We start from the raw sequence: 26,294 nt of genomic DNA, 5'->3' as shown, positions 1-26,294 counted from the left end.
CAGAAAGGTGGCCTATGGGCCCCCTTTCTGCATCTCCAGACCCGAAAGAAGCTTGAAAAGCTCAGGCGGCCCTCCGGCCTGCCATTGGCTTCAGGGATTGGCTGCGATGGCCGCAGGCGCGCAACACGCCATGCACGCCCGAAAGAGCGTCTTTCGTCAGTTCAAGGGCCTGAAAGCGTGAACGCTCAAACGGACCCGGCATGGCAAGGTTGCCAGTCAACTCGGCCGAAAAACCGAAGCGAGAATAATAAGAAGCATCGCCTACGAGTATGATCGCGTCATGACCAAACTGTGCGGCAAGAGTAATGGCATGGCGCATGAGCAATGACCCGATGCCAGCGCCCTTTACCTCCGCTTCGACAGCCAGGGGCCCGAGCAACAGGAGCGAACGACCATGCGCGCCCTTCGCGGTGACGTGCCATAGGCGCACCGTGCCAACCAGGCGCCCCGCGCCGTTGACCGCGGAAAGTGCAAGGCCTTCGGCAGGCAAGCGCCCACGGCGCAGCTTTTCAGATGATTTGCGTGTGCGCTTCGCACCCATGGCGCGATCGAGCAGCGCCTCACGCGCATCGACATCGCCGGCTGTTTCCTGACGGATCAGGACGGCATCATTGTTGAAATTGACCGGCGCGGTCTGCTCGGTAAGCGTGGTCATGGCATGAATTCCCACTAGCCGAAGGGTTGTAAAAATCGCAGGCAGAAGCACCGGCGCGCGCGACGCGCGCCAGGCCTGCTCTGTGCTGAAGGCGATGCGCCAGGTTGGAGAGGTCAGTATCCTCGCCGGCGCACCATCTTCAGATGACGTAGGATCGGAGCGGTTCGAAACCGTTGAACGCCACGGCCGAATAAGTCGTGGTATATGCGCCCGTGCCTTCGATCAGGATTTCGTCACCAATGGTGAGCGAAAGTGGAAGCGGGTAAGGCGTCTTTTCATAGAGCACGTCCGCGCTATCGCAGGTCGGGCCTGCAAGCACGCATGGCGCCAGTTCGTCACCATCGCGCGGCGTAACGATCTTGTAGCGGATCGCCTCGTCCATGGTTTCGGCGAGACCACCGAATTTGCCGATATCGAGATAGATCCAGCGCTTGTCATCGTCCTCGGACTTCTTCGAGATCAGCACGACCTCGGTCTTCACCACCCCCGCATTCCCAACCATGCCGCGCCCCGGCTCGATGATGGTCTCCGGCAGCGTATTGCCGAAGTGCTTGCGCAGATAGCCGAAGATCGCCTGACCATAGGCTTCCGCCTGAGGAACATCCTTCAGATAACGGGTCGGGAATCCGCCGCCCATATTGACCATCTTGAGTACGATACCTTCGTCCGCCAAGGTCTTGAAGACCATTTCGGCATCACCTAGCGCACGGTCCCAGGCGGAAAGATCGGTCTGCTGGGAGCCTACATGGAATGACACGCCATAGGCGTCGAGGCCCAGCGAGTAGGCATGACGCAGAACGCCCACAGCCATGGACGGCACACAGCCGAACTTGCGCGACAGCGGCCACTCAGCGCCTTCGCCATCGGTCAGAACGCGGCAGAATACGCGAGAACCGGGAGCGGAACGTGCAACCTTCTCGACTTCGGCTTCACAGTCCACCGCAAAAAGGCGAATACCGAGCTGATAGGCGCGCGCGATATCGCGCTCCTTCTTGATTGTGTTGCCAAACGAAATACGCGACGGCGTTGCACCAGCATCCAGCGCCATTTCAATTTCCGCCACCGAGGCTGTATCGAAGGAAGACCCCATATCGGCAAGCAGCTTCAGCACTTCCGGCGCAGGATTGGCTTTGACGGCATAAAAAATGCGCGAATCCGGCAGTGCCTTTTCGAAGGCACGGTAATTTTCGCGCACGACATCGAGGTCCAGAACCATGCAGGGACCGTCAGGGCGTCGGGTTGCGATGAAATCAAGAATGCGCTGCGTGGCCATCATAGTCTCCATCTGCCGCAAGAGCGTGCAATAGGCCGGCCGCACGGTGCAAGGCATGCATCACGTACGTTCCGTTTGTGGACAATGACGCTGCAAGAACACACGAGACGGCCGTTGGAGAAACCGAAGCGGATGCAATGCTGCGTTGCGATTGAACCAGGCCAGAAACTGGTCTGCGTTCGCTTTTGTCTGCCTAGATATTGGAGGGGATTTCCCACCGCACTCTACGGCAATGAAGGTGTGCCTCTTCAGCATTCCCGGTTTGTGGACAACCGGTAGACACTAGAAAGGCCCGCACCGTCGTTGCTTCAAGATGTCCTTGCTATGTCGGTTGGCCGATATAGCAACTGGGCGTGTTAGCTCCCAGGTACCGTCCCGATTTCTCCGCCATTCCGGAGCTCGGGGGACACCCACAGGCACGTGCGACTTTGGGCAAGCCGGGATTTAATAAAAACGCTCACCGGAATCAATAGGTTTTTGCGGGATTCTGCAAAAAAAATGCGCAACTTGCTCACTGTCACGGCGGCGACATGGCAGCGTCATTTCTGCGCCATTTTATGACGCTCTCGGCCTATTTATGGAACGCGAGTTCAGGTCAATTTAATCGCCTTGCCGCGCTGCACTCGCTAATGTGTCGGTAATGATTCGGTCCTGCCCGCCGCAGCGCCCCCAAGACCCGGAACGGAGACCTTGCGATGGACACACTCACCCGCATGCGAGCCTTTATCGACGTCGTCGAAGCGGAAGGCTTCTCCGCTGCCGCACGCAAGATCGGACGTTCCAAGGCCCTGCTCTCCAAATATGTGCGTGAACTGGAGGATGAATTGGGCGCCCTGCTCCTCAATCGTACGACGAGACAATTTTCTCTGACGGAGGCAGGCCATACATATTATGCGCGCGCCTCCGAGATTATCCGCGAGGTCGATAGTTTGCAGGAAGCCGTGCGCGATACCTCGGGCGGCATTGGCGGACGCATCAAGGTTTCCGCCTCGCGCAGTTTCGCCGATGCGCCAATCGGCCAGTCGCTTATCGATTTTGCCCTGGCCCATCCCGATATCGTGCTCGACATCCGGCTGGACGATCGCTTCGTGGATCTGGTCGAGGAGGGATTCGACGTGGCGATTCGTCTGAGCCGGCTCCAGGACTCTTCGATGATCGCGAAGAAGCTGGCGCCCTTTTCCAGCGTTCTCTGCGCTTCTCCGGCTCTGATCGAGCAAGCGGGAATGCCCCGACAACCGCGCGATCTCGCCGGTCGTCCCTGCATCATCGACACGAATGCCCGCACGCTCGGCAACTGGCCCTTCATCAACGAAAACGGTGATCCGATCTCCGTCAACGTTTCAGGCCCGATCGAGGTTAACAGTCCGCTTGCCGCGCGATCGGCGGCCATTGCCGGCCTGGGATTTGTCTACCTGCCCGATTTCATTGCCTTTCCGGCGATCAAGAGTGGCGTTCTGGTTAGCGTGCTCGATGAATTCATCCAATCTGAGGCGGCGATATACGCAGTTTATCCGCATCGCCGCTATCTACCGGCCAAGATTCGCACCTTCGTCGATTACCTTGCGCACTGGTTCAAGAACAAGCCAATAGAGCAATGTCCACCGGGGCTTTGAGGGCAGCGTCCCAATTTCGCCCCCATCATGGGAAATGAAGCAGTGAACCGTTCGGGAGAATTTCCCTCGTCATGAGACATGCCCTTCGCCTTGTCGCGCTTCTTGCCGTGCTGATCGCGCCAGCTCCTGCCTTCGCGCATCCGCATGTCTTCGCGGAGGCGCGTCTCGACGTGATGCTCGAGGGTGAAAACGTCCGCTCGCTGCGTCACCTGTGGCGCTTCGATGACCTCTTCTCTTCAACGGTGATACTCGAATTCGACAAGAACGGCGACAATGTGCTGGATCCGGAGGAGATGGCGGAAGTCTCCAAAGTGATCTACGATTCCATCGGCGACTTCGACTATTTCCAGTTCGTCACGGTTGATGGCAAAGAAATAAAGATGGCCCCGCCCGACGATTTGAAGGCGCTCTATCAGGACGGCCAGCTTATCATCATGTATGAATCCATGCCGCAAGACATCTTGCCGCTGAAGGGTACGATGCAATTTGGTGTCTACGACCCTACCTTCTATACGGCCATCGACTTCGTTGAAGACGCGAATATGGCGGTGAAGGACCTCCCTTCGCGTTGCACGACCTCCGTCGTCCGTCCGGACCCGGATGAAGCTATCGCACAGAACCAGGGCTCCTTGACGGAAGCGTTTTTCAACGATCCTAATGGCAACGATCTGTCGAAGCTTTTCGCCACCAAGTTCCAATTCGATTGCAAGGATACGCAATAGATGAAGACGGCCGCGATTCGCTGTTTCCTGGTTTTAATAGCAGTTGCCATGATGCTTCCGGCAATCGCTCATATGGCGCATGCGCAGAGCTCGCTCGGCATCGGCTCCAACGAAGCGACGCTGCCTTCAACCGGCTGGTTCGCGCCGCTGCTCAACTGGATCAACACGCAGCAGCAAAGCTTTTACGGAATGCTGCGCCAGACGCTCTCTGCGATGCGTCAGGACAATTCAGCGCTGCTGCCGCTGATCGGCCTCTCCTTCGTCTACGGCATATTCCACGCCGCTGGCCCTGGCCACGGCAAGGCAGTGATATCATCTTACATGCTGGCCAATGAAATCGCCTTGCGCCGGGGTATCCTGCTCTCGGTGATATCCGCAATTTTGCAGGGTCTTACCGCAGTTCTGTTGGTCGGCGCAGCTTTCCTCTTCCTGCGTAAGCTCTCCATCGGAATGACACAGGCAACGTGGGCCGTCGAGGTTTGCAGCTACGCTATGGTGACGCTTTTCGGAGCCTGGCTGCTCTACAAGAAAATAACGCCGCTCGTACGCCACTGGCTGTTGACGAGGGAGGTAAGACGCCCTGCCCCGCATTCTCTTTCCGCAGCAGTCGCGTTTCAGCCCGCCACACAGCTTCGCGCCTGCGCCAATACTCCCCGTTCGGCAAACAGCTTTGTCTGCGATGCGCCAACAAGTGAAGCGAGCGAGATCTGCACTACCTGCGGGGTCGCACATGCTATCGATCCCGCGCGATTCGCTTCCGAAAAGATGGACTGGAGGGCAGCTGGCTCTGCGCTTCTGGCAGTCGGCCTGCGACCCTGTTCCGGCGCCTTGATCGTACTGACCTTTTCTTTCATGAACGGCTTATGGCTCGGTGGGCTGCTCTCGGTGCTTGCCATGTCGCTCGGCACCGCCATCACGGTCGCAGCTCTGGCAATGATGGCCGTCGGCGTGAAAGGTTTTGCCTTGTCGCGAGCGTCAAATCCCCACATCTCCACCGCGATCCACCATACAATCGAAATCGGCGGCGCTGCATTCGTCCTGATTATTGGCTTGCTGCTTCTGAGCGCGTCACTTTCGGCCTGAAGCCTAGTATCGCCCCCGCAGCCAGAAGATACCAAAGAAGGCCGCGACGAAGATAAGAGCAACGGCGCCACCGAGAAAGGGCGACACATCGCCAAGCCCCAGAATGATTGATGGCAGGAAATAGGCTACGCTCCCGAAACCGCCCAGAACGACGGCGGCGCCTAGCACGCTTTTCCGGCTGTTCTCATCCATGCCAGCATCCCTCCCGCAGCTCCAGATAGCTGCACCGTCTATTCTGACTGGAGAAATTTCTTTCGCAAGTCCTCCAGGCGCGTAATCTGCTTTCCCTCTGCATCGAAATTGGCAGGAGAAAGCCATGCCTCATAGGCCTGCTTCAACGCCGGCCACTCGCTATCGATGATCGAGAACCAGGCTGTGTCGCGATTCTCTCCCTTGACTATCAGATGTTGGCGGAACAGGCCCTCGAAGGTGAAACCGAAACGCTGCGCAGCGCGCTTGGACGGTTCGTTGCGATTATTGCACTTCCACTCGAAGCGCCGGTAGCCAAGGTCATCGAACAGATAGCGTGCCGTCAGATAAAGCGCCTCGGTCGCGCCTCGCGTGCGCGACAGGTCTGGCCCCCAGTAGATATTGCCGATCTCACCTACGCCGTTCTTGGCATCGATACGCATGATCGCCTGACGCCCCAGCGCCTTGCCGCTTTTCTCATCGACAATGGCGAAGAACAGAGGATCGACGGATTCAAGCGCACCGCCAAACCACTTGTCGAAAACCGCACGGTCATCTGAAGCTGCCTCGAAAAGCCAGCGAAAACGCTCCGACGCATCCGCGACACTCGAAGCGGCAAAGAGATCGTCCCCATGCTGGGCAGCAAGCGGCTCGAGCCGCACGTAATGTCCTGCCAGCACCAGACGCTGCGGTTTCCCGAAAATCTTATCCTCAAGCGATGCCATTCGTTCCTCCAGTCGTTCGCCTCCTTGTATGACTGAGCGAGGTGAAATGAGAATGCATCAACTGTATTGGACCAAAAGATTAGCGCAATCGGCATAAAAAATGAGCGGCCTTTAGGGGGCCGCTCAAGTCAGGGGTCGAATCCGCTTGGGAGGAGAAGAGCTGATTCGAAACACCAATGTACTATTGCCAGATTAACTCGTCGTTACTTTTCATCTCAGAATAAAATCGAATTGTGCATAGAATAAAATGTTCTTATATTTTATTTATACAGCAATCTCTTGTTGTTCTTTTACTGCCGTATCGACATGATCGGTCAGCGCATCCGGAAGATTAAGCGCTGTTGCCAATTCGTCGAGAAAGCGGCGTTCGGCGCGTGCGTCCGGGTCGATTGTCAGGCGGGCAGCAGTGTAAATCTCGACTTTCTGCGCATCCGTCTGAGCCTGTGCCGCGAGTTGATGGATATCGAGCGGTTTGGCGATCTCTGCATCGATGAATTGCTTGTCTTCTGCATCCACGCCCGACGCATCGAGCTTGCCCATGATATGCACCCGTTCTGCATCGTCGATATGACCATCAGCATTAGCAGCAGCAATCATCACGCGCACGAGAGAAAGTGCAAATTCATCCTCGCCCTGTGGGGCCATGGACGGATGAAAACTTGTATCAGCTGGCGGCGGCAGAAGCTCAGGCTCAGCCTGTGCCGGATTAGGCTGCGTCTGCGGTCTCTCGCCCGCCTGATAATGCTGGTAGGCCTTGTAAGCCAAACCGGCAACGGCGGCCAGACCACCCAGTTTCAGCGCCGACCCACCCAGCGAACGCCCCGTTTTAGTGCCCAGTAATACAGCAGCGATCGCACCTGTCGCCAACGGATTATTCCTTGCCAGCTGTGTCAAATCCCCCGCTTTCGATCCAACGGATCCCTGCATTCCGGGCACCTTTGAACCGAGAAAATCACCGAGCAGCTTTTTAGGATCGAACATCCGCATCTCCAGGTTAGAAGGCTCTACGAGCCGGAAAATCCGACACGTTTGAACCAGTTGAAAGCGACATTTAGATGACCCTCGCGGACGCCGCTTTCAAGGAAAGCAAATGAGATACTGCTTCGGGGCTGAAACCTGTTCGCTTTTTCTGGAGCTTGGCTTAGCTGCCAATATGGGCCTTGCCGGCTTTTTCGGCGAGCTCTACCTGCTTCTGGCGCTCTGCGAAACGCCTGCGATCCTCTTCCGAACGCTCATCATGGCAATGCGGGCATGATATGCCCTCCACGAAGAGGGCCGACAGCTTCTCCTCCGGCATCAGTGGATGGCGGCAGGCACGACAGAGCGTAGCCTCCCCTGTCTCAAGGCCGTGCTTGAGCGAGACGCGTTCGTCAAACACGAAGCACTCGCCCTGCCACAAACTTTCTTCCTGCGGCACATCTTCAAGATATTTCAGGATGCCGCCCTTCAGATGATACACCTCTTTCAGCCCCAGCCTGTGCATGAAAGCGGTTGCCTTCTCGCAACGAATTCCGCCCGTACAGAACATGGCGAGCTTCTTGCCTTCGAAATCCTCCTTGCGCGCCTTTGCCCAGTCGGGAAACTCGCGGAAGGTTTCAGTGTCTGGATTGAGGGCGTTCTTGAAGGTGCCTATGGCGACTTCGTAGTCGTTACGGGTGTCGATCACCACCGTATCGGGGTCTGCAAGCAGCGCATTCCAGTCACGCGCTTCGACGTAGGTGCCAACGTCCTTGCTTGGATCGATATCTTCGACACCCATCGTGACGATCTCTTTCTTGAGCCGCACCTTCATCCGATAGAAAGGCATGAGCTCGGCGCGACTATACTTGACCTCTATCCCGCTCAGCTCCGGCACGGCATTCAACCAGTCGACCAGCGCGTGAATGGCCGCATCCGCACCCGCCACAGTGCCGTTGATCCCCTCGTGCGCAAGCAGAAGCGTGCCCTTGATACCTTTTTCTTCACAGAAGGCGGCAAGAGGTTCGCGCAACTCGGAAAAGCGGGAAAAACCCGCAAAACGATAGAGCGCGGCGACGAGAAAATCGGCGTTTGACGTGGACTGGTTCATGGCGCATGCGTGTAATCCCGAATTCTGTTTTTCGCAAGGCTTCCCGGAAATAGGCGTTTTTCATCCCTCGGCAGGCCCGCCTTGCGTCTCCGCATGAACGAATTTCATCCACGCCTTTCAGCCTCCGGCGACAATGTCTCCATCATAACGGAGACAGGAAATGCTCACTCAAGAAGAAATCGCAATGGTCGAGACGCTGGCAGCGGAATATGGCTATGAGGCGCAGACGCTTCGCGCGATCATCGACATAGAAAGCGGCGGCCGCACACATGTATTGGTCGACGGCGGAAAGAAGCCGCTGATCCGTTTCGAAGGGCATTGGTTCGACCGGCTGCTGGCACCAGAAGATCGCCAGGTTGCGCGCGCGGCGTTCCTCAGCGCCAGCCGTCCGGGCGCAATCCGCAATCCGAGGGAGCAGAAAGACCGCTGGCGTATGCTGGCACGCGCCTGCGCCCTTAACGAGACTGCGGCGCTGAGCGCCACCTCCTGGGGAGTTGGACAGGTTATGGGATTTCACTGGAAGGTTCTTGGCTTTGTCAGCGTGCAGGAATTGCGGGATCAGGCATGCGAGAACTTCGAAGGACAGATGCGATTGATGCTGCGCTTCCTGTCCTTCAATGACCTGGACAAGGTGCTTTTACGGCGCGACTGGGAAGGTTTTGCGCGCGCCTATAACGGTCCGGCCTATCGCAAGAACAGTTACCATCTGCGTCTGGCCCGCGCGCATGAGCGATTTGCGAAGCGCGCAACAGGAGCCCCGCGATAGACTTGGGGATGTCGTTATGATCTGCTAGTTCATTAAAATCAGCATCAGGAACAGGAAAAACGACGCATGACATCCGGATCTGCCCGCATGAAATCTCTGCTCGGCCAGCAAAAGGTCGTGCCGGTCATCAAGATCGACGACCTGGAAAACGCCGTGCCTCTGGCACGCGCTCTGGCGAGCGGCGGCTTGCCACTGATCGAAGTAACTCTGCGCACGAAGGCCGCGCTGGACTGCATCCGCAAGATTGCGGCCGAGGTGCCGGAAGCCGTCGTAGGCGCCGGAACGATCCTGTCCCCGTCGCAATTCGACGAAGCTGTCAGCGCGGGTTCGAAATTCATCGTGAGCCCCGGCGTCACCGTTTCCCTCCTCAAGGCTGCTGAAGGCAACGACGTGCCTCTGCTTCCGGGCGCGATCACGCCGGGCGAAATCATGTTGGCGCGCGAGGCAGGTCTCGACTTCCTGAAATTCTTTCCCGCGGAGCAAGCCGGTGGCGCCGATTTCATCAAGTCGCTCGCCTCGCCCTTCGCGGGTATCTCCTTTTGCCCCACCGGTGGCGTCAGTCTCGCCAATGCTTCGAGCTACCTGTCTTTACCGAACGTCGTCTGTGTCGGCGGGTCCTGGGTTGCCCCTGACAAGCTGGTTGCTGCCAAGGACTGGGAGGCGATTACGCAGCTGGCCCGCGACGCGGCCAAGCTCTGATTTCTGTTCCAGAGGGCCAGATAGCCGTTCGCGCGCCCGTCCTCAGCCATCTCGGGAGTTTGAAATGTCGTCACTGCTTCGCCCGTTCTACGCTGCCTTCTTCCTTCTGCTCATCATCGCCACAGGCCCGGCGCATGCCCAACAAGCGCATATCGTCATCGACGTAGCCAGCGGACGTGTCCTGGAAGAGAGCAATGCCGATGCGCCGATCGGGCCGGCGTCGCTCACCAAGATGATGACCCTCTACATGACCTTCGAGGCGTTGCGCGAAGGCGTCATCGGATGGGAAGATCGTCTGCCCGTTTCGTCCGAAGCAGCACGCCGCCCCTCATACAAGCTGGGGCTGACGCCTGGAGACACGATCTCCGTCCGCGAGGCGGTAACGGCAACTGCCATCCGCTCGGCCAATGATGCAACCGTCGTAATTGCTGAGGCACTTGCAGGAGATGAGGCCCGTTTCGCCCGCTACATGACCAACCGGGCCAAGCTGCTCGGGTTGCGGAACACGATCTTTGCCACCTCGAACGGCCTGACGGCGGCAGGCCAGGTGACGACCGCGCGCGACATGGCGCGACTTGGAATCGCCCTCATGCGCGATTTTCCCAGCCGCTTCAGTCTTTTCTCGACGAAGAGCTTCACCTTCCGAGGCCGCGGCATCGAGGGACATAATGATCTCATTGGCGGCTACCCCGGCGTCAACGGCATCAAGACCGGTTATACGGCTGCCTCCGGTTACCATGTCGTCACCTCTGTACGAGCCTATGGCCGCCGGTTGATCGTCGTGGTGATGGGGGAAAGAAGCGTCAAGGCCCGTGAAGTGCTGACGCGGGCCTTGCTTGATCGCTATCTCGCGGTGCGGTTTTAACGGTTTTCGATCCAGCTCCGCGCGCGACCTGCCAAAGCGCAGCTCACAAAGGAACTCATTCGCATAAAACAAAAGATCCCGGTTGCGTTGCCGCAGCCGGGATCTTGGTCAGCGCGGCTGGATTGCTTGCTAACCTACTGGAAGCGCGCCACGGACATGAAATTCACGGCCTTGCCACTGAAGCGGGCAGTGTCGATGTCCTTCGGTGCCTGGAAGCCCGCCGTGTAGACTTGCTTGGGTGCGGTACGAACTATTTCGCGGGCACGACGGGCGTCTGCCGGAGGCTGGCTCACCATCTCGTCATGTTTGCCTTCCAGCACCCAGCGAGCATCGGAACCATCAGCGGGGACAACGATCGGTTTCGCGGCATGGCGGCTTTCGCCAGCGACAGGGCGTGCACCCTTCGCCGTGCTGCGGATCGCCGGCCGCGCGCTGGCAGGTTTGGCAATGAGACGAGGCTCCTCACGCAAGGCAGCCACTTGCTGCGGCGTGCTTTCCGGCAAGGTCGGTGGTGCTTCCCGGCTGGGAACGCCGGCTAGCATTTTCGCAGGCTGGAGCGGTTCGTTCTTGGGTGCCGGCGAAGCTCCAACGACATCCCGTGAAAGTGCCGCCAGGACGACGCTGTCGCCCTTTTCGGCCTTCTCGTCAGAGCGTGGAGCCTGAACGGTCAGAGCAGGTGCCGGACGCTGGGCAGGAACCGGCGCGTCATCGACTTCCGTCTGGGCCATGGCAAGCAACTGCGAAATCTCGTCACGCGCAGTACCGCCCTCTGGAGAAGGGCGCGCGAGTTCGGGGCGCGGCGATGGGAGTGGAATACGCGCATTGTCCCCGGCAAAAGCGAGCATGCCCCCACCGGCCTCCTGTTGCTCGTCATTGACGGCAGCCAGCGCGGCGCGTGGTGCAGCAAGCGGCATCGGGCCAGCGGCAGGCAAAGAAGCAACCAAAGCGGGCTGTTCAGCAACAGGCGCAGGCTGATTACCCGGAATATCGGCCGGTGGAACTGCAACCGGTGCCGGAGTTGCAGCAGGAACACCCGGCATTTGCGGACGCGCCAGCGGAGTTGGCGCAACGTTAGGAACAGTCGTTGCAACTTCTTCAGCCGGAACAGGCGCGGACGGAGCAGGCGCAGAGCGAGCGCGACTGGGTGCAGCTGCTGCAACCGCGGTTTCGGCCATATCCTCTTCTTCCTCGCCGCCGCTGCCAAAGAGCGATGCAAGAAGGCCACGCCCCCTGCCGGACGATGAGGAGGCAGAGGCCATCATGGTTCCGCTGTTCTGATACTTCTTGTAATTCGCCATGGCGACATCGTAGCCGGGCAAGGGCTTGCCGTCAGAGGGAACGTGCAAAGTGCCGCCTTTGGGAAACACGGCAACCAGTTCACTGCGGCTCATGCGTGGCCAATGCCGCACATTACCGATATCCATGTGAACGAAGGGCGATCCGGAGCGGGGGTAGTAGCCGACGCCGCCACCGCCATATTTGAGGCCAGCGTCACGCAACTTCTTCAAAGGAACGCCTGGAATGAAGAAGTCGATGGCGTGACCAAGCATGTGCTGGCTCTTCTTTGCCACGCCACTGGAACGCGAACGTAACATGGCATTGGTCTTTGGCGAACGATAAGCGGAAACAATATGAATATAATCGCGCGCGCCAACCTCGCGATAGACGTTCCAGATAATATCCAGAACGCGCGGGTCCATATTGGCATTTTCGTTCTGACGCCAGTCGCGCAGGAAACGGTTGATCTGACGCATTCCCGCAGGATCGACGCGACCATTACGCTTGTAAACAATCTCCGCTTTCTCCTTCGTGTGAATGAAGTAGAGCTTGAGACTGCGGGTTTCGGCATGACTGGCCGAAATCATGAAAAACAAGGCGCCGGCTGCGAGCATCCAGCACACTATTCGAGAGGTCCATGCGGACATTCTCTTCTCCCGCTGGTCGTTGTCAGATACAAAACGCAAACAATTCAGACCCTTAACGAAGCGTCCCCATACATCTTCATGCGGGCAAGCATCTTCCCGACTAAAGTTTTAATGGTCAACGACCGTTATTTGAAGGCCAAATGCGCCAACACGATGACGTGAGACCCATCGAGTCATTTTGTACTTATTAAGGTAAATACCAAGTTAATAGTGATAATTACAGGGTTTTCTGGACGCTGGCGTACCGTTCAGAACCCTGCTTGCACCTTACATATTCAAACCTATTTCTGCCACAAAGAGCATGGCCGCCTGTGGCAAGTCGCCATGCTCATGCTATAGCGAAAGCAATTGGACTTAAGGAGTTTTCATGCGCCGCCCACCCGAAAGCCGTTTTATTCATGCACCTGCAGAAGCCGCCTTGGCGAACGCCGCGGAGATGGGCGATCTACCAAGCTGGGACCTGAGCGCGCTCTATGCGGGCATCGACGACCCGAAGCTTGTCGAGGATTTAGGCGCAGCCCGTAAACTCTGCAGCGACTTCGAGATCGAATGGAAGGGCAAGCTGGAAGCCGCGATGCGTAATGCTCAAAGCGGTGCTCCTGGCCGCGCCATGAAGGCGTACGAGGCCATCGAAGACCGGCTCGGTCGCATCGTCTCCTTCGCAGGCCTCCTCTATTTCGGCGACACCAGCAATCCCAGCCATGCCAAGCTCTACGGCGATGTCCAGGAAAAGCTGACCGATGCATCAAGCCATCTCCTGTTCTTTACGCTCGAGCTCAACCGCATCGATGATGCGCTTGTCGACGACGCCATGGATATTGATCGGACTTTCGGACATTATCGGCCCTGGATTGTCGATCTGCGCAAGGACAAGCCCTACCAGCTCGATGACAGGACGGAGCAGCTTTTTCTCGACAAGTCGGTAACGAGCTCCGGTGCCTGGAACCGCATGTTCGACGAAAATCTCGCGGAGCTGCGCTTCAACGTCGATGGTCAGGAGTTGCCTCTTGAGCCGACACTGAACAAGCTGCAATCCGAGAAGCGCGAGGCACGGGAGGCGGCGGCGAAGGCGTTGATCGCAACCTTCCAAAAGAACCTGCGCAGCTTCACTCATATTACGAATACGCTGGCCAAGGATAAGGAAATCTCGGACCGCTGGAGAGGCTTCCAGGATATCGCTGATTCCCGCCATCTGGCCAATCGCGTCGAGCGCGAAGTCGTTGACGCGCTGGCAAACGCTGTCGAAGAGGCTTACCCGCGCTTGTCGCACCGCTATTACGCACTGAAAGCCAAGTGGCTCGGCTTGGAAACCATGGAGTTCTGGGATCGCAACGCTCCGCTACCGGAAACGCCAACCAGTGTCATCGGCTGGGATGAAGCACGCGAGACCGTCTTGTCGGCCTATGCGGGCTTTGCACCCGAAATGGCAGATATTGCGCGTCGCTTCTTCGACGAGAACTGGATCGACGCACCTACCCGCACCGGCAAGGCTCCCGGCGCTTTCGCTCATCCAACCGTTCCAAGCGCGCACCCATATGTGTTGCTCAACTATCTTGGAAAGCCGCGCGACGTGATGACGCTCGCACACGAACTGGGTCATGGCGTGCACCAGGTACTGGCCGGCAAACAGGGTGCGCTGATGGCCTCTACACCGCTGACGCTAGCCGAAACTGCTTCTGTATTTGGTGAAATGCTCACCTTCCGTTCTCTGCTGGCCAAAGCTTCCAGCCCGCGCGAGAAGAAGGCCATGCTGGCGCAGAAGGTGGAGGACATGCTCAACACCGTAGTACGCCAGATCGCCTTCTACCAGTTCGAACGCAAAGTCCACACCGCTCGCCGAGAGGGTGAATTGACTTCCGAGCAGATCGGGAGTTTCTGGCTCGAGACCCAGAAGGCAGCGCTTGGTCCTTCAATCCATCTGGGCGAAGGCTATGAAACTTTCTGGACCTACGTCCCGCACTTCATTCACTCCCCGTTCTATGTCTACGCCTACGCCTTTGGCGACTGCCTGGTGAACTCGCTTTATGGCGTCTACCAGAATGCCGAAGCCGGCTTCCAGGACAAATATTTCGAACTTCTCAGGGCGGGCGGCACAAAGCACCACTCCGAATTGCTCGAGCCATTCGGGCTGGATGCCTCCGATCCCGGCTTCTGGCAGATCGGTCTTGGCATGATCGCTGGTCTGATCGATGAATTGGAAGAGCTCGACCGGCAGATTTCCGGCGGAGCGAATGGCTGATAATCCTTTGAGGCGCGTCCTTTTCCGGGATGACATCGCGCAAACGACGCGCCTTTTTGCATCCCCGCTCGATCTGATCGAGGCCGGAAGCGCGGAAGAATTCTTTCCGGAACTTGCCCGGCTGGATGCTGCGCGAAAAGACGGAAAATGGCTGGCAGGCTATTTTTCCTATGAGGCGGGCTATCTTCTTGAACCAAAGCTGGCGCCGCTTCTACCGCGTGAGCGGAAAGTGCCGCTGTTTTCCTTCGGCGTTTTTGATGCCCCTGCCGATTCTCCAGCGGAACCCGTTTCGGTCTCCAGCAATCGCACCCTCTATGATGCGACACCCGCCTGGACGGAAACCGACTACGCTCCTCGGTTTGCAAAGCTGCACCGGCATCTCGCGCTTGGAAATTGCTATCAAGGCAATCTCGCTTTCCAGATTGATGCGCGGTGCGATCTTGCACCGGAAGCACTTTTTGAAACACTTATTGCTCCCCAGCCCGTCCGCTACGGTGCCCTCGTGGAACTTGGCGGCCCGGCGATCGTCTCTCGCTCACCCGAACTTTTCTTCGAGATCGACGAAAGCGGATTTATCGAGACCTCGCCCATGAAGGGTACCATCTCGCGCGGACAATCGACAGCGGAGGACGCTGCGCTAAAAGAAACCCTGCGCAATGACGAAAAGAACCGGGCCGAGAACCTGATGATCGTCGACCTCCTGCGCAACGACATCTCGCGCATTTCCGAGGTTGGCACGCTCTGTGTGCCTGAACTCTTCACGGTCGAAACATATCCCACCATACATACGATGGTCAGCCGCATACGGGCGAAACTCCTGCCAGGACTTTCCATCGAAGATGTCTTTCGCGCGCTTTTTCCCTGCGGCTCTGTCACTGGCGCGCCGAAAATCCGCGCAATGGAAATCCTGCGGGAACTGGAAACAGCCCCCCGCGATGTCTATTGTGGAGCAATCGGCTGGATCGCGCCACATGGCCCGATGCGCTTCAACGTTGCCATACGCACCATCACCCTGCATAAATCGGGCAGGGCCATCTTCAATGTTGGTGGTGGTATCGTTTTCGATTCCGACTGTTCTGCCGAATACCGCGAATGTTTACTCAAATCTCGGTTTTCCGGTGTGGAACTCTTTCCAGCCCGTTATAAATCCGACTTGTCATAAATCTTTTCTGTAAAATTGCTCTTTCATGTTCACGCGGCTTCGATACTCTTGGCCGCGAAGGAAATAGTCTGGAGAATCCTGAGAATGGCGCAAGGCAAATGGCCGATCTATGGCGAAATAATGGGTCCTCTTGTGATGATCGGCTTCGGCTCGATCGGGCGCGGCACCCTCCCCTTGCTGGAGCGTCATTTCAAGTTCGACAAGAAACGTATGGTGGTCATCGACCCGCGCGATGAGGACCGTGCGCTGCTGGATGAACGCGGCATCGCCTATGTTCAGGAACATGTGACCAAGGACAATTACAAGGCGCTGCTCACACCATTTCTGAAGGACGGCCGGGGTCAGGGCTTTTGCGTCAACCTCTCGGTGGACACTTCTTCACTCGACCTGATGAAGCTCTGCCGCAAACTGGACGTGCTTTATGTCGACACGGTCGTCGAACCATGGGCCGGCTTCTATTTCGACGAAAGCGCCGATAATGCCAGCCGCACGAATTATGCCTTGCGCGAAACGGTGCGCAAGGAAAAGCGCAAGAACCCGGGTGGCACGACGGCCGTTTCGTGCTGTGGCGCCAATCCCGGCATGGTCTCCTGGTTCGTCAAGCAGGCTCTGCTCGATCTCGCGACGGAATTGGAGATTAAGCACGAGGTGCCCGCGGTCGGCGATCGCGAAGGTTGGGCCGCGCTGATGCAATCGGTTGGCGTGAAGGGAATTCACATCGCCGAGCGTGACACCCAGCGCACCAGGAAGCCGAAGCCCTTCGACACCTTCTGGAACACCTGGTCGGTAGAGGGCTTCATCTCGGAAGGTCTCCAGCCCGCCGAACTCGGCTGGGGCACGCATGAAAAATGGATGCCGAAAAACGCCAAAAGCTTCAAAAAGGGCGCAAAAAACGCGATCTATCTGGAGCAACCCGGGGCGAACACGCGCGTGCGCACATGGTGTCCGACGCATGGCGCGCAATACGGCTTCCTGGTTACCCATAATGAAGCAATCTCGATCGTGGATTTCTTCACGGTGAAGGACCAGGCCGGAAAGACAGTCTACCGCCCTACCTGCCACTACGCCTATCATCCATGCAACGACGCCGTTCTCTCCCTGCACGAAATGTTCGGCAATGGCGGCCAAGCTCAGAAAACGCAACGTGTGCTCGACGAAAAGGACATTGTCGATGGATCGGATGAGCTTGGCGTCCTGCTCTACGGCCACGACAAGAATGCCTACTGGTATGGGTCCCAGCTGACGATTGCCGAGGCGAGAAAGCTCGCTCCCTACCAGAACGCGACCGGTCTTCAGGTTTCATCCGCCGTACTCGCGGGCATGGTCTGGGCGTTGGAGAATCCCCAGGCCGGCATCGTGGAGACCGACGAGATGGACTTCCGCCGTTGCCTGGAAATCCAGAGGCCCTATCTCGGTACGCTGAAAGGATACTATACGGACTGGACGCCGCTTGACGATCGCGCCAAGCTCTTCAAGGAGCGCATCGACACGAGGGACGCCTGGCAGTTCAAGAACGTCCTTGTCCAGTTCTGATTGAGCCAATGAAAAGGCCGCGGCGGAAAACCGCGCGGCCTTTTTCATTTCATCTGAATCAGAGAATTATTTGCGCAATTCCGCTTCGATGTCGTCGTAAATCTTGTCCAGACCGATGCCTGTCAGGAAGCCCAGACCCTTGATCACGGGGATAGAAGGTGTCGATGGCAAAAAGGTCGTGGCGACGATCAAGTCGGCACCATCGGCCTGGGATGCCACTTCACTCGCCTTGCACTGCTTGGCTTCGAAGGTCAGGCCGCGCTTCTTCATTTCCTCGGTGGTCTTCGTATTCGCAACCGTCGATGTTGCTACTCCCGTCCCGCAGACGAAGAGAATGGTCTTTTGCTTTGCCACGGAAATGGCTCCCTTGTTATCTTCATGAAACGGTTACGCATTCCCTGTCGCTGGGTCAATCAAACAAAGCGTTATGACCATAAGCAACGTTTTTAGCTCAGGGCTGCGATAACATCTTCCGTCGTTTGAGCGGCCGCAAAGGCCTCGATAATTGCCTCGTCCTGAATGGTGGCGATGATAGTCGATAGCATCTCTACCTGTGCATCCTTGTCATTCAGCGCCAGCATGACGATAGTCGACACCGGCACGGCTTCGTCCGGATCTTCCATATTCGCAAAATTCACGGGCGTGGTGAGGGTAGCAAGGGCGATGCCCGGCTTCAGAACATGCTCCGGATCAGTGTGTGGCACGGCAACATTTCGCTTCGCATCACCCATAGGCAAACCGGTCGGCATGGTAGCTTCGCGCTTGAGGACTGCCTCCACATAAGAGGGCTTCACATAGCCGAGCGCTTCCAGCTTTGCTGCGAGCGCGCGAATGACCTCTTCGCTGCTCCCGGCATCGAGTTTTGCAACCACGGCACCCTTGTCGAGATAGTCCATCAGGCTCGTTGCCATATGCATTCTCCATCAAAAAGAATGCGCCGCCGCGACGAACGGCGGCGCAAGTTTGTCTGGCCTCAGGCCTTCGTCGCTTCGTCTGCGGGTTCGTCTTCCGCACCTGCGGCACGTTCCCAGGCCAACGTATTGGCGCGGTAGAGACCGAAGAGAACGGCAAGAACAGCGAACAGAACGACGATACCGATGACGCCGAGCCATTGCAGGGCCTTGATGATGACATACGGGATCCAGAGGAAACCATCGACTACCGAGGTGATCTGGACCGCATTGGCAGGCATCTGGAAGCCGGACGAAACCGCAGCCGACGTGAACAACGGAGCAAGAGCATTTGCCACATAGAAACCGACGGCCAGCGTCACGGTGCCGACGATGACCATGCGGAATACGTTGCCCTTCAGGAGCGGAGCCGTCAGCGCCACGATGAAGGGAATGACCGCGAGATCGGCAAACAGGATGACACGGTTACCTGGCAGAATCACCGACAGAATGATGGCGATCGGAACGAGGATCAGCGACGACGAGATTGCCGCTGGATGGCCTATGAGAATGGCGGAGTCCAGACCAACGAGAAGTTCGCGGTCGCCAGCGCGCTTGCGCACGAATTCCTGCGCCGCATCCGAAACCGGCATAAGGCCTTCCATCAGAATCTTCACCATGCGTGGCAGAAGCAGCATGACAGCAGCAAGCGTCATGCCGGTGCCGAGCACCTTGGCGAGAACCGTGCCGAAATCGCCAGCATTGTAGAACGCGATGACGCCGAGGACCAGACCGATGATCAGGCCCAGAACGACCGGCTCGCCGAAGACGCCGAAGCGGCGCTCAATGGTCTCGGTGCTGATATTGATCTTGTTGATGCCGGGAATGCGATCCATGATCCAGTTCAGCACGATGGCGATCGGCAGGATTTGTGCCGATGCCAGATGCGGCACAGACACGCCCGGAATACCATAGAACTGCTGTACCGCGCGTGACGACCAATCGGCGAAGAGCAGCGACAAGGCAGCAACCAGCGCAGCAATCGCGATGCCGTAGATCAGGCTGTCGGTTGCAGCAACGGCCAGCGAACCCACGAAGGCGAAGTGCCAGAAATTCCAGACGTCTACATTGAGCGTGCGTGTCATGCGCGTGACGAGCAGCAGCACGTTGACGGCTATGCCAACCGGGATAACCCAGAGACCGACCGATGAGCCGAAGGCAATGGCTGCGGCCGAAGGCCAGCCAACATCAACAATGTCACGCTGAATGCCGGTATTGGTGACAATAGCCTGAGCCACTTCGCCGATCGAAGTCAGCATGAGGCCAAGCACCAGATTGATACCTATGAAGGCAACACCGACGGTCAGCGCTGCGCGGAATGCCTTGCCCGCCTTTGCTCCCAGAACCAGTGCAATGAAAAAGATGACGATCGGCAACAGAACAGTTGCGCCGAGTGTATCAATGGCCGATTTCAGGCCAGTCAAAAAGACGTCCATATTTCCCCCCCGAAGCGCAAGACGCGCCTCATCCCGATGCAGACGCCACCACTCATATCCCGGCGAACTGCGAAAATCGTCATAATCCGCGCAACTGCTCCACCCAGAACATTTGTTGCGCTTCACGAACGAAAGTCTAATATCTCTCTTGCGGCACTTGTCAACCGCCGACGCAACGATTGCAGACAGCAAAATCGTAAATGCTTTAGAGAAGCATCATCGTCTCACATTTCAGTGGCGAAGAGAACGGGGGACAGATCCCTCCCCCTAAATTTGCATTCAGGCCTGCCGACCATCCGTGTAGAAGGAGGACGAGCGGACTGAGCAGAAATCGCGGAACAATTCGCTGATACACGCCTTGTCAGAGCGACTCCGTCAAACAACAGCATTTCGTTCCGGCTTGAAATTTGATGCAATCCGCGCAATGACTTGGATAACGAGTAGGTGCGAAACGCAATCATCCAATCGAGCGATGCCCGCTCTGCGCCTCGCGAAGAAAACGAGAAGTCGAACCGATGAAGAAACTGATCCCGCTTGGAATTATTGCGCTGGCTCTTGCAGGCTGTGTGGGCGATGGCCCCTCGCGTCCTGTCTCCATGGGCCCGGGCGCCAACCCTGCCCCGCAACGCTCGCCTTTTGACGGGAATTGGATGGGCGCAGATGGCGTCGCGGTCTCTACTTTGAACAATGGCCGCTTTGAATCGCGGACGCAGGGAACCGGCGAGCTTCTAACCACCGGCAATTATACTCCGCGTGATCCGCGCACCATTGACCTGTCCTTCTACTCGATCAAGAGCCAGCAGAACACGCAGGCAACATGCGCTCTCGTCTCCGATAGTCAGATGAACTGCACACTGGCCAACGGCAACAATTTCGTTCTCACCCGTCGCGCCTGATATTGTAGCCGATCAATGAATGCCTGCGTCTGAAAGCGGCGCAGGCATTTTTTTCAAACGGAGCGCGTCAGGCCACCATCGACGCGGATATTCTGGCCCGTAATATAGGCAGCCCCCTCGGAAACGAGAAATGCCACGGTGGCCGCAATTTCCGCAGACTTGCCATAGCGCTGCAAGGGAACGGACCCTCGGCGTTCCTCGGTTGCAGGCAGGCTGTCTATCCAGCCGGGCAGCACATTGTTCATGCGAATATTGTCTGCGGCGTAAGCATCGGAAAATATCTTGGTGAAAGAGGCAAGCCCCGCGCGAAACACGGCCGAGGTCGGAAACATTGCGCTTGGCTCGAACGCCCATGCGCTCGATATATTGACGATGACACCGGATTTCTGTGCCTGCATTGCAGGCACGACGAGGCGGGTCGGCCGGATGGCGTTGAGGAAATACGTATCCATTCCCTTATGCCATTCCTCATCGGATATATCGAGAACCGGCCCACGAGGGCCGTGCCCCGCACTGTTGACCAGCGCATCCACGCGCCCCCATTTCTCCAGCGTAAGGTTGACGAGCCGTTGCAGATCATCCACCGACTGATTTGAACCCGTGACGCCGATGCCATTAAGCTCTCCGGCCAATGCTTCACCTTTTCCGGAAGAGGACAGGATAGCGACCTTGAACCCGTCGGCGGCAAGACGCCGCGCCGTGGCGGCGCCCATGCCGCTCCCACCGGCTGTAATGATTGCTACCTTCTCTGCTGGCATCATGTTCTCCGCACAAGGCTGTTTCGGCCACGCTAATCAAATGCGGGAGGCCTGGAAACCGTAAAATCCCGCCAAGCGGCGCAGAAATTTCGAATTCCACCGGCACATTTGCCAAAGCTGCTCAGTTCTGCGGCACGTAGAACGGCTTCTGCTTGAGGCACTTGAGAGCGAATACCGAGCGTGAGTGGCGAATGCCCGGTACCTTGTAAAGTTTCTTGCGTAGGAATTCCTCGTACCCCGCAGTGCCATCGACCGCGACCTTGATGAAATAATCATATTCGCCGGTGGTCAAATAGGCTTCCAGCACTTCCGGGTAGGAAGCCATCGCCTCGCCGAATTTTCGCAGAATGTCGTCATCGTGCTTTTCAAGCGTCACCTCGATCAGCACGGTTTCTGTCAGGCCCAGCTTCGTCTGGTCGAGAAGTGCCGCATAACCCCGGATATATCCCTCCTCTTCCAACCGCCGCACCCGCTGCCAGCAAGGGCTGGCCGAGAGACCGACGCGTTCCGCGAGCTGTCCGCTGGTGATTCGACCGTCTGCGGCAAGTTCCTTCAAGATTTTGCGATCGATCTGATCCAGTGCTTTGCCCATTCGGCCACTCTCCTCCCGATCATTTTTCCACTGAAACGTTTTCAAGAAAATCTTATCGCCAAATATATGAAGTTCAAAATTATTATCTGCCTCTCACCGCGCCGCCCAGCGAGATCAGAAAGAAATTCTGAAGGCCGTACGCTACGGTACGGTTCACATTGAAAGCTCATACGTCTGGGAGGATCGCGTGCACGCTTCAAGCCTCATCGCGGAGGTTTCACCATCTCCGGCCCATCTTGCCGAACCCGCTCGGACACCGCTGCCCAAGGTCCGCGTGCAGAAGGGTTCCCAACTGCCACGTCCTCGCACATTGATGCATCCAGGCCAGTTCAACCCTGTTCGCATCCAGAGCATGAGCGCCACGGCAAGTCGGCACATTCGCCTGTCGCTGCTGCCGGGCCAGTCACTCTACGAGGGGTTGGTGAGACCATTGGCAGAGGCCGGCGTCCGAAATGCGTCCATGACGATCCTCGGCGGTCTTTTCGAGACGCTTGATTATTGCGTGGCGCCGCCTGATCCATCCGGCCAGGCAGTCATTGCCTATACCAGGCCCATTCATGCGGGGCGAGCCTACATGATCTTCGGCAACGCCACGCTCGGCAAAAGCATGAAGAACACGCCACTCGTGCACTGCCACGCGGTTCTTCGCACGGAACGCGGTGATATTCGCGGCGGGCATATTCTGACGGAGAGCTGCATTGTCGGATCGGCCCCGATCTCCGCTCTGGTCACATCGCTCGACGGATTTGAATTGCGCCAGGCCTACGACCCGGAAACCAATATCCCGCTTCTCCAGCCGCACGGAGTCTGTGATGAACATTGAAAATGCAAGCAGCTTTACGGCGGTCGAATCCGGCGCCATGGGGCGCGTGGCTTATGCCCGCATCGCCCCCAACGAAGATCTGGTGCAGGGCGTGGAAAAGCTCTGCCTCGCGCAAGGCTTCAAGAATGCCTTCGTGCGCGGTGCCCTCGGCAGTCTGGTTGATGCTTGCATCGGGAGTGCCGATGGCGGCTGCATCCAGATCGAGGGGCCAGCCGTCGAAATCGTCAGCCTTGCCGGCGAGGTGCGCCAGCGTCCGGATGGCTCGCTCAAGGCCTCTCTCACCGGCGTTGTTGCCGACACGAACGGCCACGTCTATGGCGGTCCCTTCATTGCCGGATCCAATCCGATCTGCATGACTTTCGAAGTCACGCTGGAAGAGTGGTTGCCTGAATCCGTTCTCTGAAGACAGTGCTACGGAAATCCGACCCGCTCGGATTCTGAAAAACGGTCAGGTCAAACTCCGAAAGCACGGCCAGCAGGTGATCGAACATATCCGCCTGGACTGCTTCATATTGCGTCCAGACGATCGTGTTGGCAAAGCAATAGATCTCTATCGGCAGACCTTCCGGGCCGGGCGGCAATTGGCGCACCATCTGCATCATCCCCTTATGCAGCCCCGCGTTCGAGGACAGATAGGCCTGCACATAAGCCCGGAAGCAACCGATATTCGTGAGCCGACGGGTATTGGCCAGACGCGCCGCACTGCTCCCGTTCAACTTGCCGTTCCAGCGGGTGATCTCTTCCACCTTCGTTTCGAGATAAGGGCGCAACAGATCAAGCTCTGTCAGCCTCTCCATATCCTCCTTCTCCAGAAAACGGATGGATGATTGATCAATATGGATCGAGCGCTTGATACGCCGCCCCCCCGATTCCTGCATGCCGCGCATATTCTTGAAGGAATCCGTCACCAGCTTGCGGATCGGGATCGTGGTGATCGTCTTGTCGAAGTTCTGAACCTTCACCGTATGCAGCGCGATCTCGATTACATCGCCATCCGCATTCATGGCGGGCATCTCGATCCAGTCGCCGACCCGTACCATGTCAGTCGAGGATATCTGGATACCTGCGACCAGCGAAAGAAGCGTGTCCTGAAAAACCAGAATGAGCACTGCCGCCATGGCGCCTAGCCCGGAGAGCAGGATGAGCGGCGAACGGTCTATCAACGTGGCGATAATGAGCAACGCCGCGATCACGTAGATCGCGATCGACACCACCTGCAGATATCCCTTGATCGGCTTCAGTCTGGCGTCCGGGCGACGATGATAGATCGTATCGACAATATTGAGCATCGCCCCGATCGCCATGGCGAGCGTCAGAATGATAAACGCATTCGCGACATTGCGAACGATCGTCACCACCGCTTCCGGCAAGCCGGGAACGATGGCGATACCGGTAAAGATGACGAAGGCCGGCACGATATTGGCCAACCGCTCGATCAGCCCGTGCTTACGGATTTCCTCGTCACGCCCATAGGCGGTACGTCCAAGCAGACGATGCAGTACGCGAAGCAGAACGGATTTGAAAACATTATTGGCGAAGAGCGCTGCGAGAACGAGGACGCAAAGCGATATGATCGTAAGCACCCACGGGTGATTGGCTAAAAACTCTTCTATCATCGAAATCATGTAGCGGGGTTATTTCCTGTAGCCATGGGCCATTTTGTTGCGGCCCATGCCTAGCAAAAAGACGGCGAGATTCAAACCTCGCCGCCTTTGATAGTCAGGGGACACCCTATTTTTGTATCGACGCCTTATGCTCCTCGCTTGTTGCGAAAGGCCAAGCCGACGTATCGACGTCGAGATCTGCAAAACGAGCCGGATCGAAGACGGGACGCGCGACACCAGCTTTGAGCTGAGCACGGAAATCCCGCAATAGACGAAGCGCAGTCGGAAAGAGCATCATGATCGCCATAAGATTGACGAGGGCCAAGACGCCCATCAACGGATCCGAGAAGAAGAAGACGGCGGTGGCGCCCGGCGCGGTGGCGCCAAGGAAGACGACTGCGACAACCGCCAGACGCAGCAGGTGTAGCGCTGTTACGTTTTTGGTCAGGACTTTCAATGCCGTTTCGCCGAGATAATAATTATAGATAATGGAACTGAACGCGAAGAGAAGAATGGCGAAGGTGAGGAAATACTGAGACCAGTTACCTACCGATGCAACGAGTGACTGCTGCGTCAGCACGATACCGTCTATACCTTCCGCGCCGGGCTGATAGACCGGGCTGAGCAAGATGATGAAGGCCGTGCAGGAGCAGATGATCATTGTATCGATGAAGACGGAAAAGGACTGCGTGATGCCCTGGCTGATAGGATGGCGGACATCGGCTGTCGCCGCGACATTGGGGGTGGAGCCCAAGCCGGCCTCGTTCGAAAACAGACCGCGACGCAGCCCTTGTGCAAGAGCCGCACCAACGCCTCCGCCAACTGCCTGCTCCAGGCCGAAAGCATTCGCAACGATGCTCCACAGGACGCCGGGAACGGCGGTAATATTCACGGCGATCACGAAAAGTGCGAGACCAATATAGATGAATGCCATGATCGGGATGATGACGTCGGCGGCCTTTGCGATGCGTCGAATGCCGCCATAGACGATGAAACAGGTGAGGATAGCGAGAAGCACCCCGCTCCACAGGCGGTCAACGCCCATGCTCTCATCAATGGCGCCTGCAAAGGTGTTACCCTGGAAGGCGTTGAAGCCAAAGGCGAAGGCCGCCATCAGGCAGATGGCATAGAAGACCGCCAACCATTTATATTCAACACCCAGCCCGTGAATAATATACGCCGCCGGGCCGCCGCGATATGTTCCGTCACCGTTGGAGCGCTTGTAGAGCTGCGCCAGCGAAGCCTCGACCAGGCTCGTCGCCATGCCGAGCAGCGCAACCGCCCACATCCAGAACAGAGCCCCCGGTCCGCCCAACGTGATTGCGACGGCGACGCCCGCAATGTTACCCCCGCCAACGCGACCGCCAACCGATACTAAAAGGGCTGCCCGCGAGCTGATCGCGTTCGGATCCGCGCTCTGGTTCTTGGACGAAAGAACCCGGAACATCCGACCGAAGAACTCGAACTGAACGAAACCCGTCATAAGGGTTATGAAAACACCGAAAATAATGAGTATCGGGATGAGCGACCAGCCCCAGGTGAAGCTGTCGACAAGTCCGAACAGGGAATAAACCATCTCCATTGGGGATCCTTTCAGTGTGACGGGCCGAGCGAATGGGACGGATAATCCCTCGCATCCCGAAATTTATAAATCAAAGAAAAATAAATGAAATATCTTCACCCGGATTCTCTGCCTATAGCCTTCGGAACGACAGGGA

The 26,294-nt window shown here is 57.4% G+C and carries 26 protein-coding genes; 12 read left to right on the top strand and 14 right to left on the bottom strand.

What is annotated here, in order from left to right; all coding sequences use genetic code 11:
- Window positions 1-61 precede the first annotated feature (61 nt).
- A complete protein-coding gene (locus IE151_RS03170; RefSeq protein WP_189487859.1) occupies window positions 62-655 on the bottom strand; it encodes a GNAT family N-acetyltransferase in 594 nt (197 codons plus the stop codon).
- A 139-nt stretch (window positions 656-794) separates the two neighbouring features.
- Window positions 795-1,928, bottom strand: coding sequence for a type III PLP-dependent enzyme (locus IE151_RS03165; protein ID WP_189487858.1), 1,134 nt, complete (start codon window positions 1,926-1,928; stop codon window positions 795-797).
- Window positions 1,929-2,623: 695 nt separating this feature from the next.
- Here IE151_RS03165 and IE151_RS03160 point away from each other — a divergent pair.
- The 3 genes from IE151_RS03160 to IE151_RS03150 all read left to right on the top strand — a co-directional run bounded on the left by IE151_RS03160 (window position 2,624) and on the right by IE151_RS03150 (window position 5,346).
- A complete protein-coding gene (locus tag IE151_RS03160; RefSeq protein WP_189487857.1) occupies window positions 2,624-3,541 on the top strand; it encodes a LysR family transcriptional regulator in 918 nt (305 codons plus the stop codon).
- 71 nt (window positions 3,542-3,612) lie between these two features.
- Window positions 3,613-4,263, top strand: coding sequence for a DUF1007 family protein (locus tag IE151_RS03155; protein WP_189487855.1), 651 nt, complete (start codon window positions 3,613-3,615; stop codon window positions 4,261-4,263).
- Window positions 4,264-5,346 (top strand): nickel/cobalt transporter, encoded by a 1,083-nt coding sequence (locus IE151_RS03150; protein ID WP_244636589.1) that lies wholly within the window; start codon window positions 4,264-4,266, stop codon window positions 5,344-5,346.
- A gap of 3 nt (window positions 5,347-5,349) precedes the next feature.
- Here the strand turns inward: IE151_RS03150 and IE151_RS03145 are convergent, their stop codons facing one another.
- The 4 genes from IE151_RS03145 to trhO all read right to left on the bottom strand — a co-directional run bounded on the left by IE151_RS03145 (window position 5,350) and on the right by trhO (window position 8,328).
- Window positions 5,350-5,538 carry a hypothetical protein gene (locus IE151_RS03145; RefSeq protein WP_189487853.1) on the bottom strand — a complete coding sequence of 63 codons (189 nt, stop codon included), beginning with the start codon at window positions 5,536-5,538 and terminating at the stop codon, window positions 5,350-5,352.
- Between the two features lie 38 nt (window positions 5,539-5,576).
- Window positions 5,577-6,260, bottom strand: coding sequence for a GNAT family N-acetyltransferase (locus tag IE151_RS03140; protein ID WP_189487851.1), 684 nt, complete (start codon window positions 6,258-6,260; stop codon window positions 5,577-5,579).
- 264 nt (window positions 6,261-6,524) lie between these two features.
- Window positions 6,525-7,241, bottom strand: a complete 717-nt coding sequence (locus IE151_RS03135) for a tellurite resistance TerB family protein (RefSeq protein WP_189487848.1) — start codon at window positions 7,239-7,241, stop codon at window positions 6,525-6,527.
- 160 nt (window positions 7,242-7,401) lie between these two features.
- A complete protein-coding gene (trhO, locus tag IE151_RS03130; RefSeq protein WP_189487846.1) occupies window positions 7,402-8,328 on the bottom strand; it encodes an oxygen-dependent tRNA uridine(34) hydroxylase TrhO in 927 nt (308 codons plus the stop codon).
- A gap of 160 nt (window positions 8,329-8,488) precedes the next feature.
- Here trhO and IE151_RS03125 point away from each other — a divergent pair, with 160 nt between their 5' ends.
- The 3 genes from IE151_RS03125 (at window position 8,489) to IE151_RS03115 (ending at window position 10,658) form a co-directional block, all read left to right on the top strand.
- A complete protein-coding gene (locus tag IE151_RS03125; RefSeq protein WP_189487844.1) occupies window positions 8,489-9,094 on the top strand; it encodes an N-acetylmuramidase family protein in 606 nt (201 codons plus the stop codon).
- A gap of 66 nt (window positions 9,095-9,160) precedes the next feature.
- On the top strand, window positions 9,161-9,793 hold the full coding sequence (locus IE151_RS03120) for a 2-dehydro-3-deoxy-phosphogluconate aldolase (RefSeq protein ID WP_189487842.1): 633 nt from the start codon (window positions 9,161-9,163) through the stop codon (window positions 9,791-9,793).
- A gap of 64 nt (window positions 9,794-9,857) precedes the next feature.
- Window positions 9,858-10,658: a D-alanyl-D-alanine carboxypeptidase family protein gene (locus tag IE151_RS03115; protein ID WP_189487840.1), complete on the top strand. Its 801-nt coding sequence runs from the start codon at window positions 9,858-9,860 to the stop codon at window positions 10,656-10,658.
- A 134-nt stretch (window positions 10,659-10,792) separates the two neighbouring features.
- On the opposite strand, the gene IE151_RS03110 is transcribed toward IE151_RS03115, so the two are convergent.
- Entirely contained in the window at window positions 10,793-12,583 is a 1,791-nt protein-coding gene (locus tag IE151_RS03110; protein WP_244636588.1) for a peptidoglycan L,D-endopeptidase MepK, read from the bottom strand.
- Between the two features lie 367 nt (window positions 12,584-12,950).
- Here IE151_RS03110 and IE151_RS03105 point away from each other — a divergent pair, with 367 nt between their 5' ends.
- From IE151_RS03105 to IE151_RS03095, 3 genes are all read left to right on the top strand, one after another.
- Window positions 12,951-14,822, top strand: a complete 1,872-nt coding sequence (locus IE151_RS03105) for a M3 family oligoendopeptidase (RefSeq protein WP_189487839.1) — start codon at window positions 12,951-12,953, stop codon at window positions 14,820-14,822.
- Window positions 14,815-15,984 carry an aminodeoxychorismate synthase component I gene (locus IE151_RS03100; protein WP_189487837.1) on the top strand — a complete coding sequence of 390 codons (1,170 nt, stop codon included), beginning with the start codon at window positions 14,815-14,817 and terminating at the stop codon, window positions 15,982-15,984. Before IE151_RS03105 ends, IE151_RS03100 begins: the two co-directional genes overlap by 8 nt.
- 84 nt (window positions 15,985-16,068) lie before the next feature.
- Window positions 16,069-17,517, top strand: coding sequence for a homospermidine synthase (locus IE151_RS03095; protein WP_189487835.1), 1,449 nt, complete (start codon window positions 16,069-16,071; stop codon window positions 17,515-17,517).
- A gap of 66 nt (window positions 17,518-17,583) precedes the next feature.
- Here IE151_RS03095 and IE151_RS03090 read toward each other — a convergent pair whose 3' ends face one another.
- The 3 genes from IE151_RS03090 to IE151_RS03080 all read right to left on the bottom strand — a co-directional run bounded on the left by IE151_RS03090 (window position 17,584) and on the right by IE151_RS03080 (window position 19,903).
- Entirely contained in the window at window positions 17,584-17,871 is a 288-nt protein-coding gene (locus IE151_RS03090; protein WP_189487833.1) for a PTS sugar transporter subunit IIB, read from the bottom strand.
- A 92-nt stretch (window positions 17,872-17,963) separates the two neighbouring features.
- Window positions 17,964-18,428: a PTS sugar transporter subunit IIA gene (locus tag IE151_RS03085; protein WP_189487832.1), complete on the bottom strand. Its 465-nt coding sequence runs from the start codon at window positions 18,426-18,428 to the stop codon at window positions 17,964-17,966.
- A 62-nt stretch (window positions 18,429-18,490) separates the two neighbouring features.
- The gene (locus tag IE151_RS03080; RefSeq protein ID WP_189487830.1) at window positions 18,491-19,903 is read right to left on the bottom strand and encodes a PTS galactitol transporter subunit IIC; all 1,413 of its coding nucleotides are present in this window, start codon (window positions 19,901-19,903) and stop codon (window positions 18,491-18,493) included.
- A gap of 515 nt (window positions 19,904-20,418) precedes the next feature.
- Here IE151_RS03080 and IE151_RS03075 point away from each other — a divergent pair.
- Window positions 20,419-20,799: an Omp10 family outer membrane lipoprotein gene (locus tag IE151_RS03075; RefSeq protein WP_244636587.1), complete on the top strand. Its 381-nt coding sequence runs from the start codon at window positions 20,419-20,421 to the stop codon at window positions 20,797-20,799.
- A gap of 53 nt (window positions 20,800-20,852) precedes the next feature.
- On the opposite strand, the gene IE151_RS03070 is transcribed toward IE151_RS03075, so the two are convergent.
- Together IE151_RS03070 and IE151_RS03065 are read right to left on the bottom strand one after the other, a co-directional pair.
- Window positions 20,853-21,557 (bottom strand): SDR family oxidoreductase, encoded by a 705-nt coding sequence (locus tag IE151_RS03070; protein ID WP_189487828.1) that lies wholly within the window; start codon window positions 21,555-21,557, stop codon window positions 20,853-20,855.
- 121 nt (window positions 21,558-21,678) lie between these two features.
- Window positions 21,679-22,149, bottom strand: a complete 471-nt coding sequence (locus IE151_RS03065) for an Lrp/AsnC family transcriptional regulator (protein WP_189487826.1) — start codon at window positions 22,147-22,149, stop codon at window positions 21,679-21,681.
- A gap of 313 nt (window positions 22,150-22,462) precedes the next feature.
- On the opposite strand from IE151_RS03065, the gene IE151_RS03060 reads away from it, so the two are divergent.
- Both IE151_RS03060 and IE151_RS03055 read left to right on the top strand, forming a co-directional pair.
- Window positions 22,463-22,972, top strand: coding sequence for a PPC domain-containing DNA-binding protein (locus IE151_RS03060; protein ID WP_189488327.1), 510 nt, complete (start codon window positions 22,463-22,465; stop codon window positions 22,970-22,972).
- A gap of 37 nt (window positions 22,973-23,009) precedes the next feature.
- Entirely contained in the window at window positions 23,010-23,375 is a 366-nt protein-coding gene (locus IE151_RS03055) for a PPC domain-containing DNA-binding protein (RefSeq protein ID WP_189488326.1), read from the top strand.
- Here IE151_RS03055 and IE151_RS03050 read toward each other — a convergent pair.
- Together IE151_RS03050 and IE151_RS03045 are read right to left on the bottom strand one after the other, a co-directional pair.
- A complete protein-coding gene (locus tag IE151_RS03050) occupies window positions 23,338-24,585 on the bottom strand; it encodes a mechanosensitive ion channel family protein (RefSeq protein WP_189488325.1) in 1,248 nt (415 codons plus the stop codon). The genes IE151_RS03055 and IE151_RS03050 overlap by 38 nt on opposite strands.
- A 118-nt stretch (window positions 24,586-24,703) precedes the next feature.
- On the bottom strand, window positions 24,704-26,158 hold the full coding sequence (locus IE151_RS03045) for an alanine/glycine:cation symporter family protein (protein WP_189487824.1): 1,455 nt from the start codon (window positions 26,156-26,158) through the stop codon (window positions 24,704-24,706).
- Between the last annotated feature and the right edge of the window lie 136 nt (window positions 26,159-26,294).

Origin of the sequence: Limoniibacter endophyticus (genome assembly GCF_014652835.1) — a bacterium.
Taxonomy (GTDB): domain Bacteria; phylum Pseudomonadota; class Alphaproteobacteria; order Rhizobiales; family Rhizobiaceae; genus Limoniibacter; species Limoniibacter endophyticus.
The sequence above is the reverse complement of the archived record's forward strand: the minus strand, read 5'-3'. Positions and strand labels throughout refer to the sequence as shown.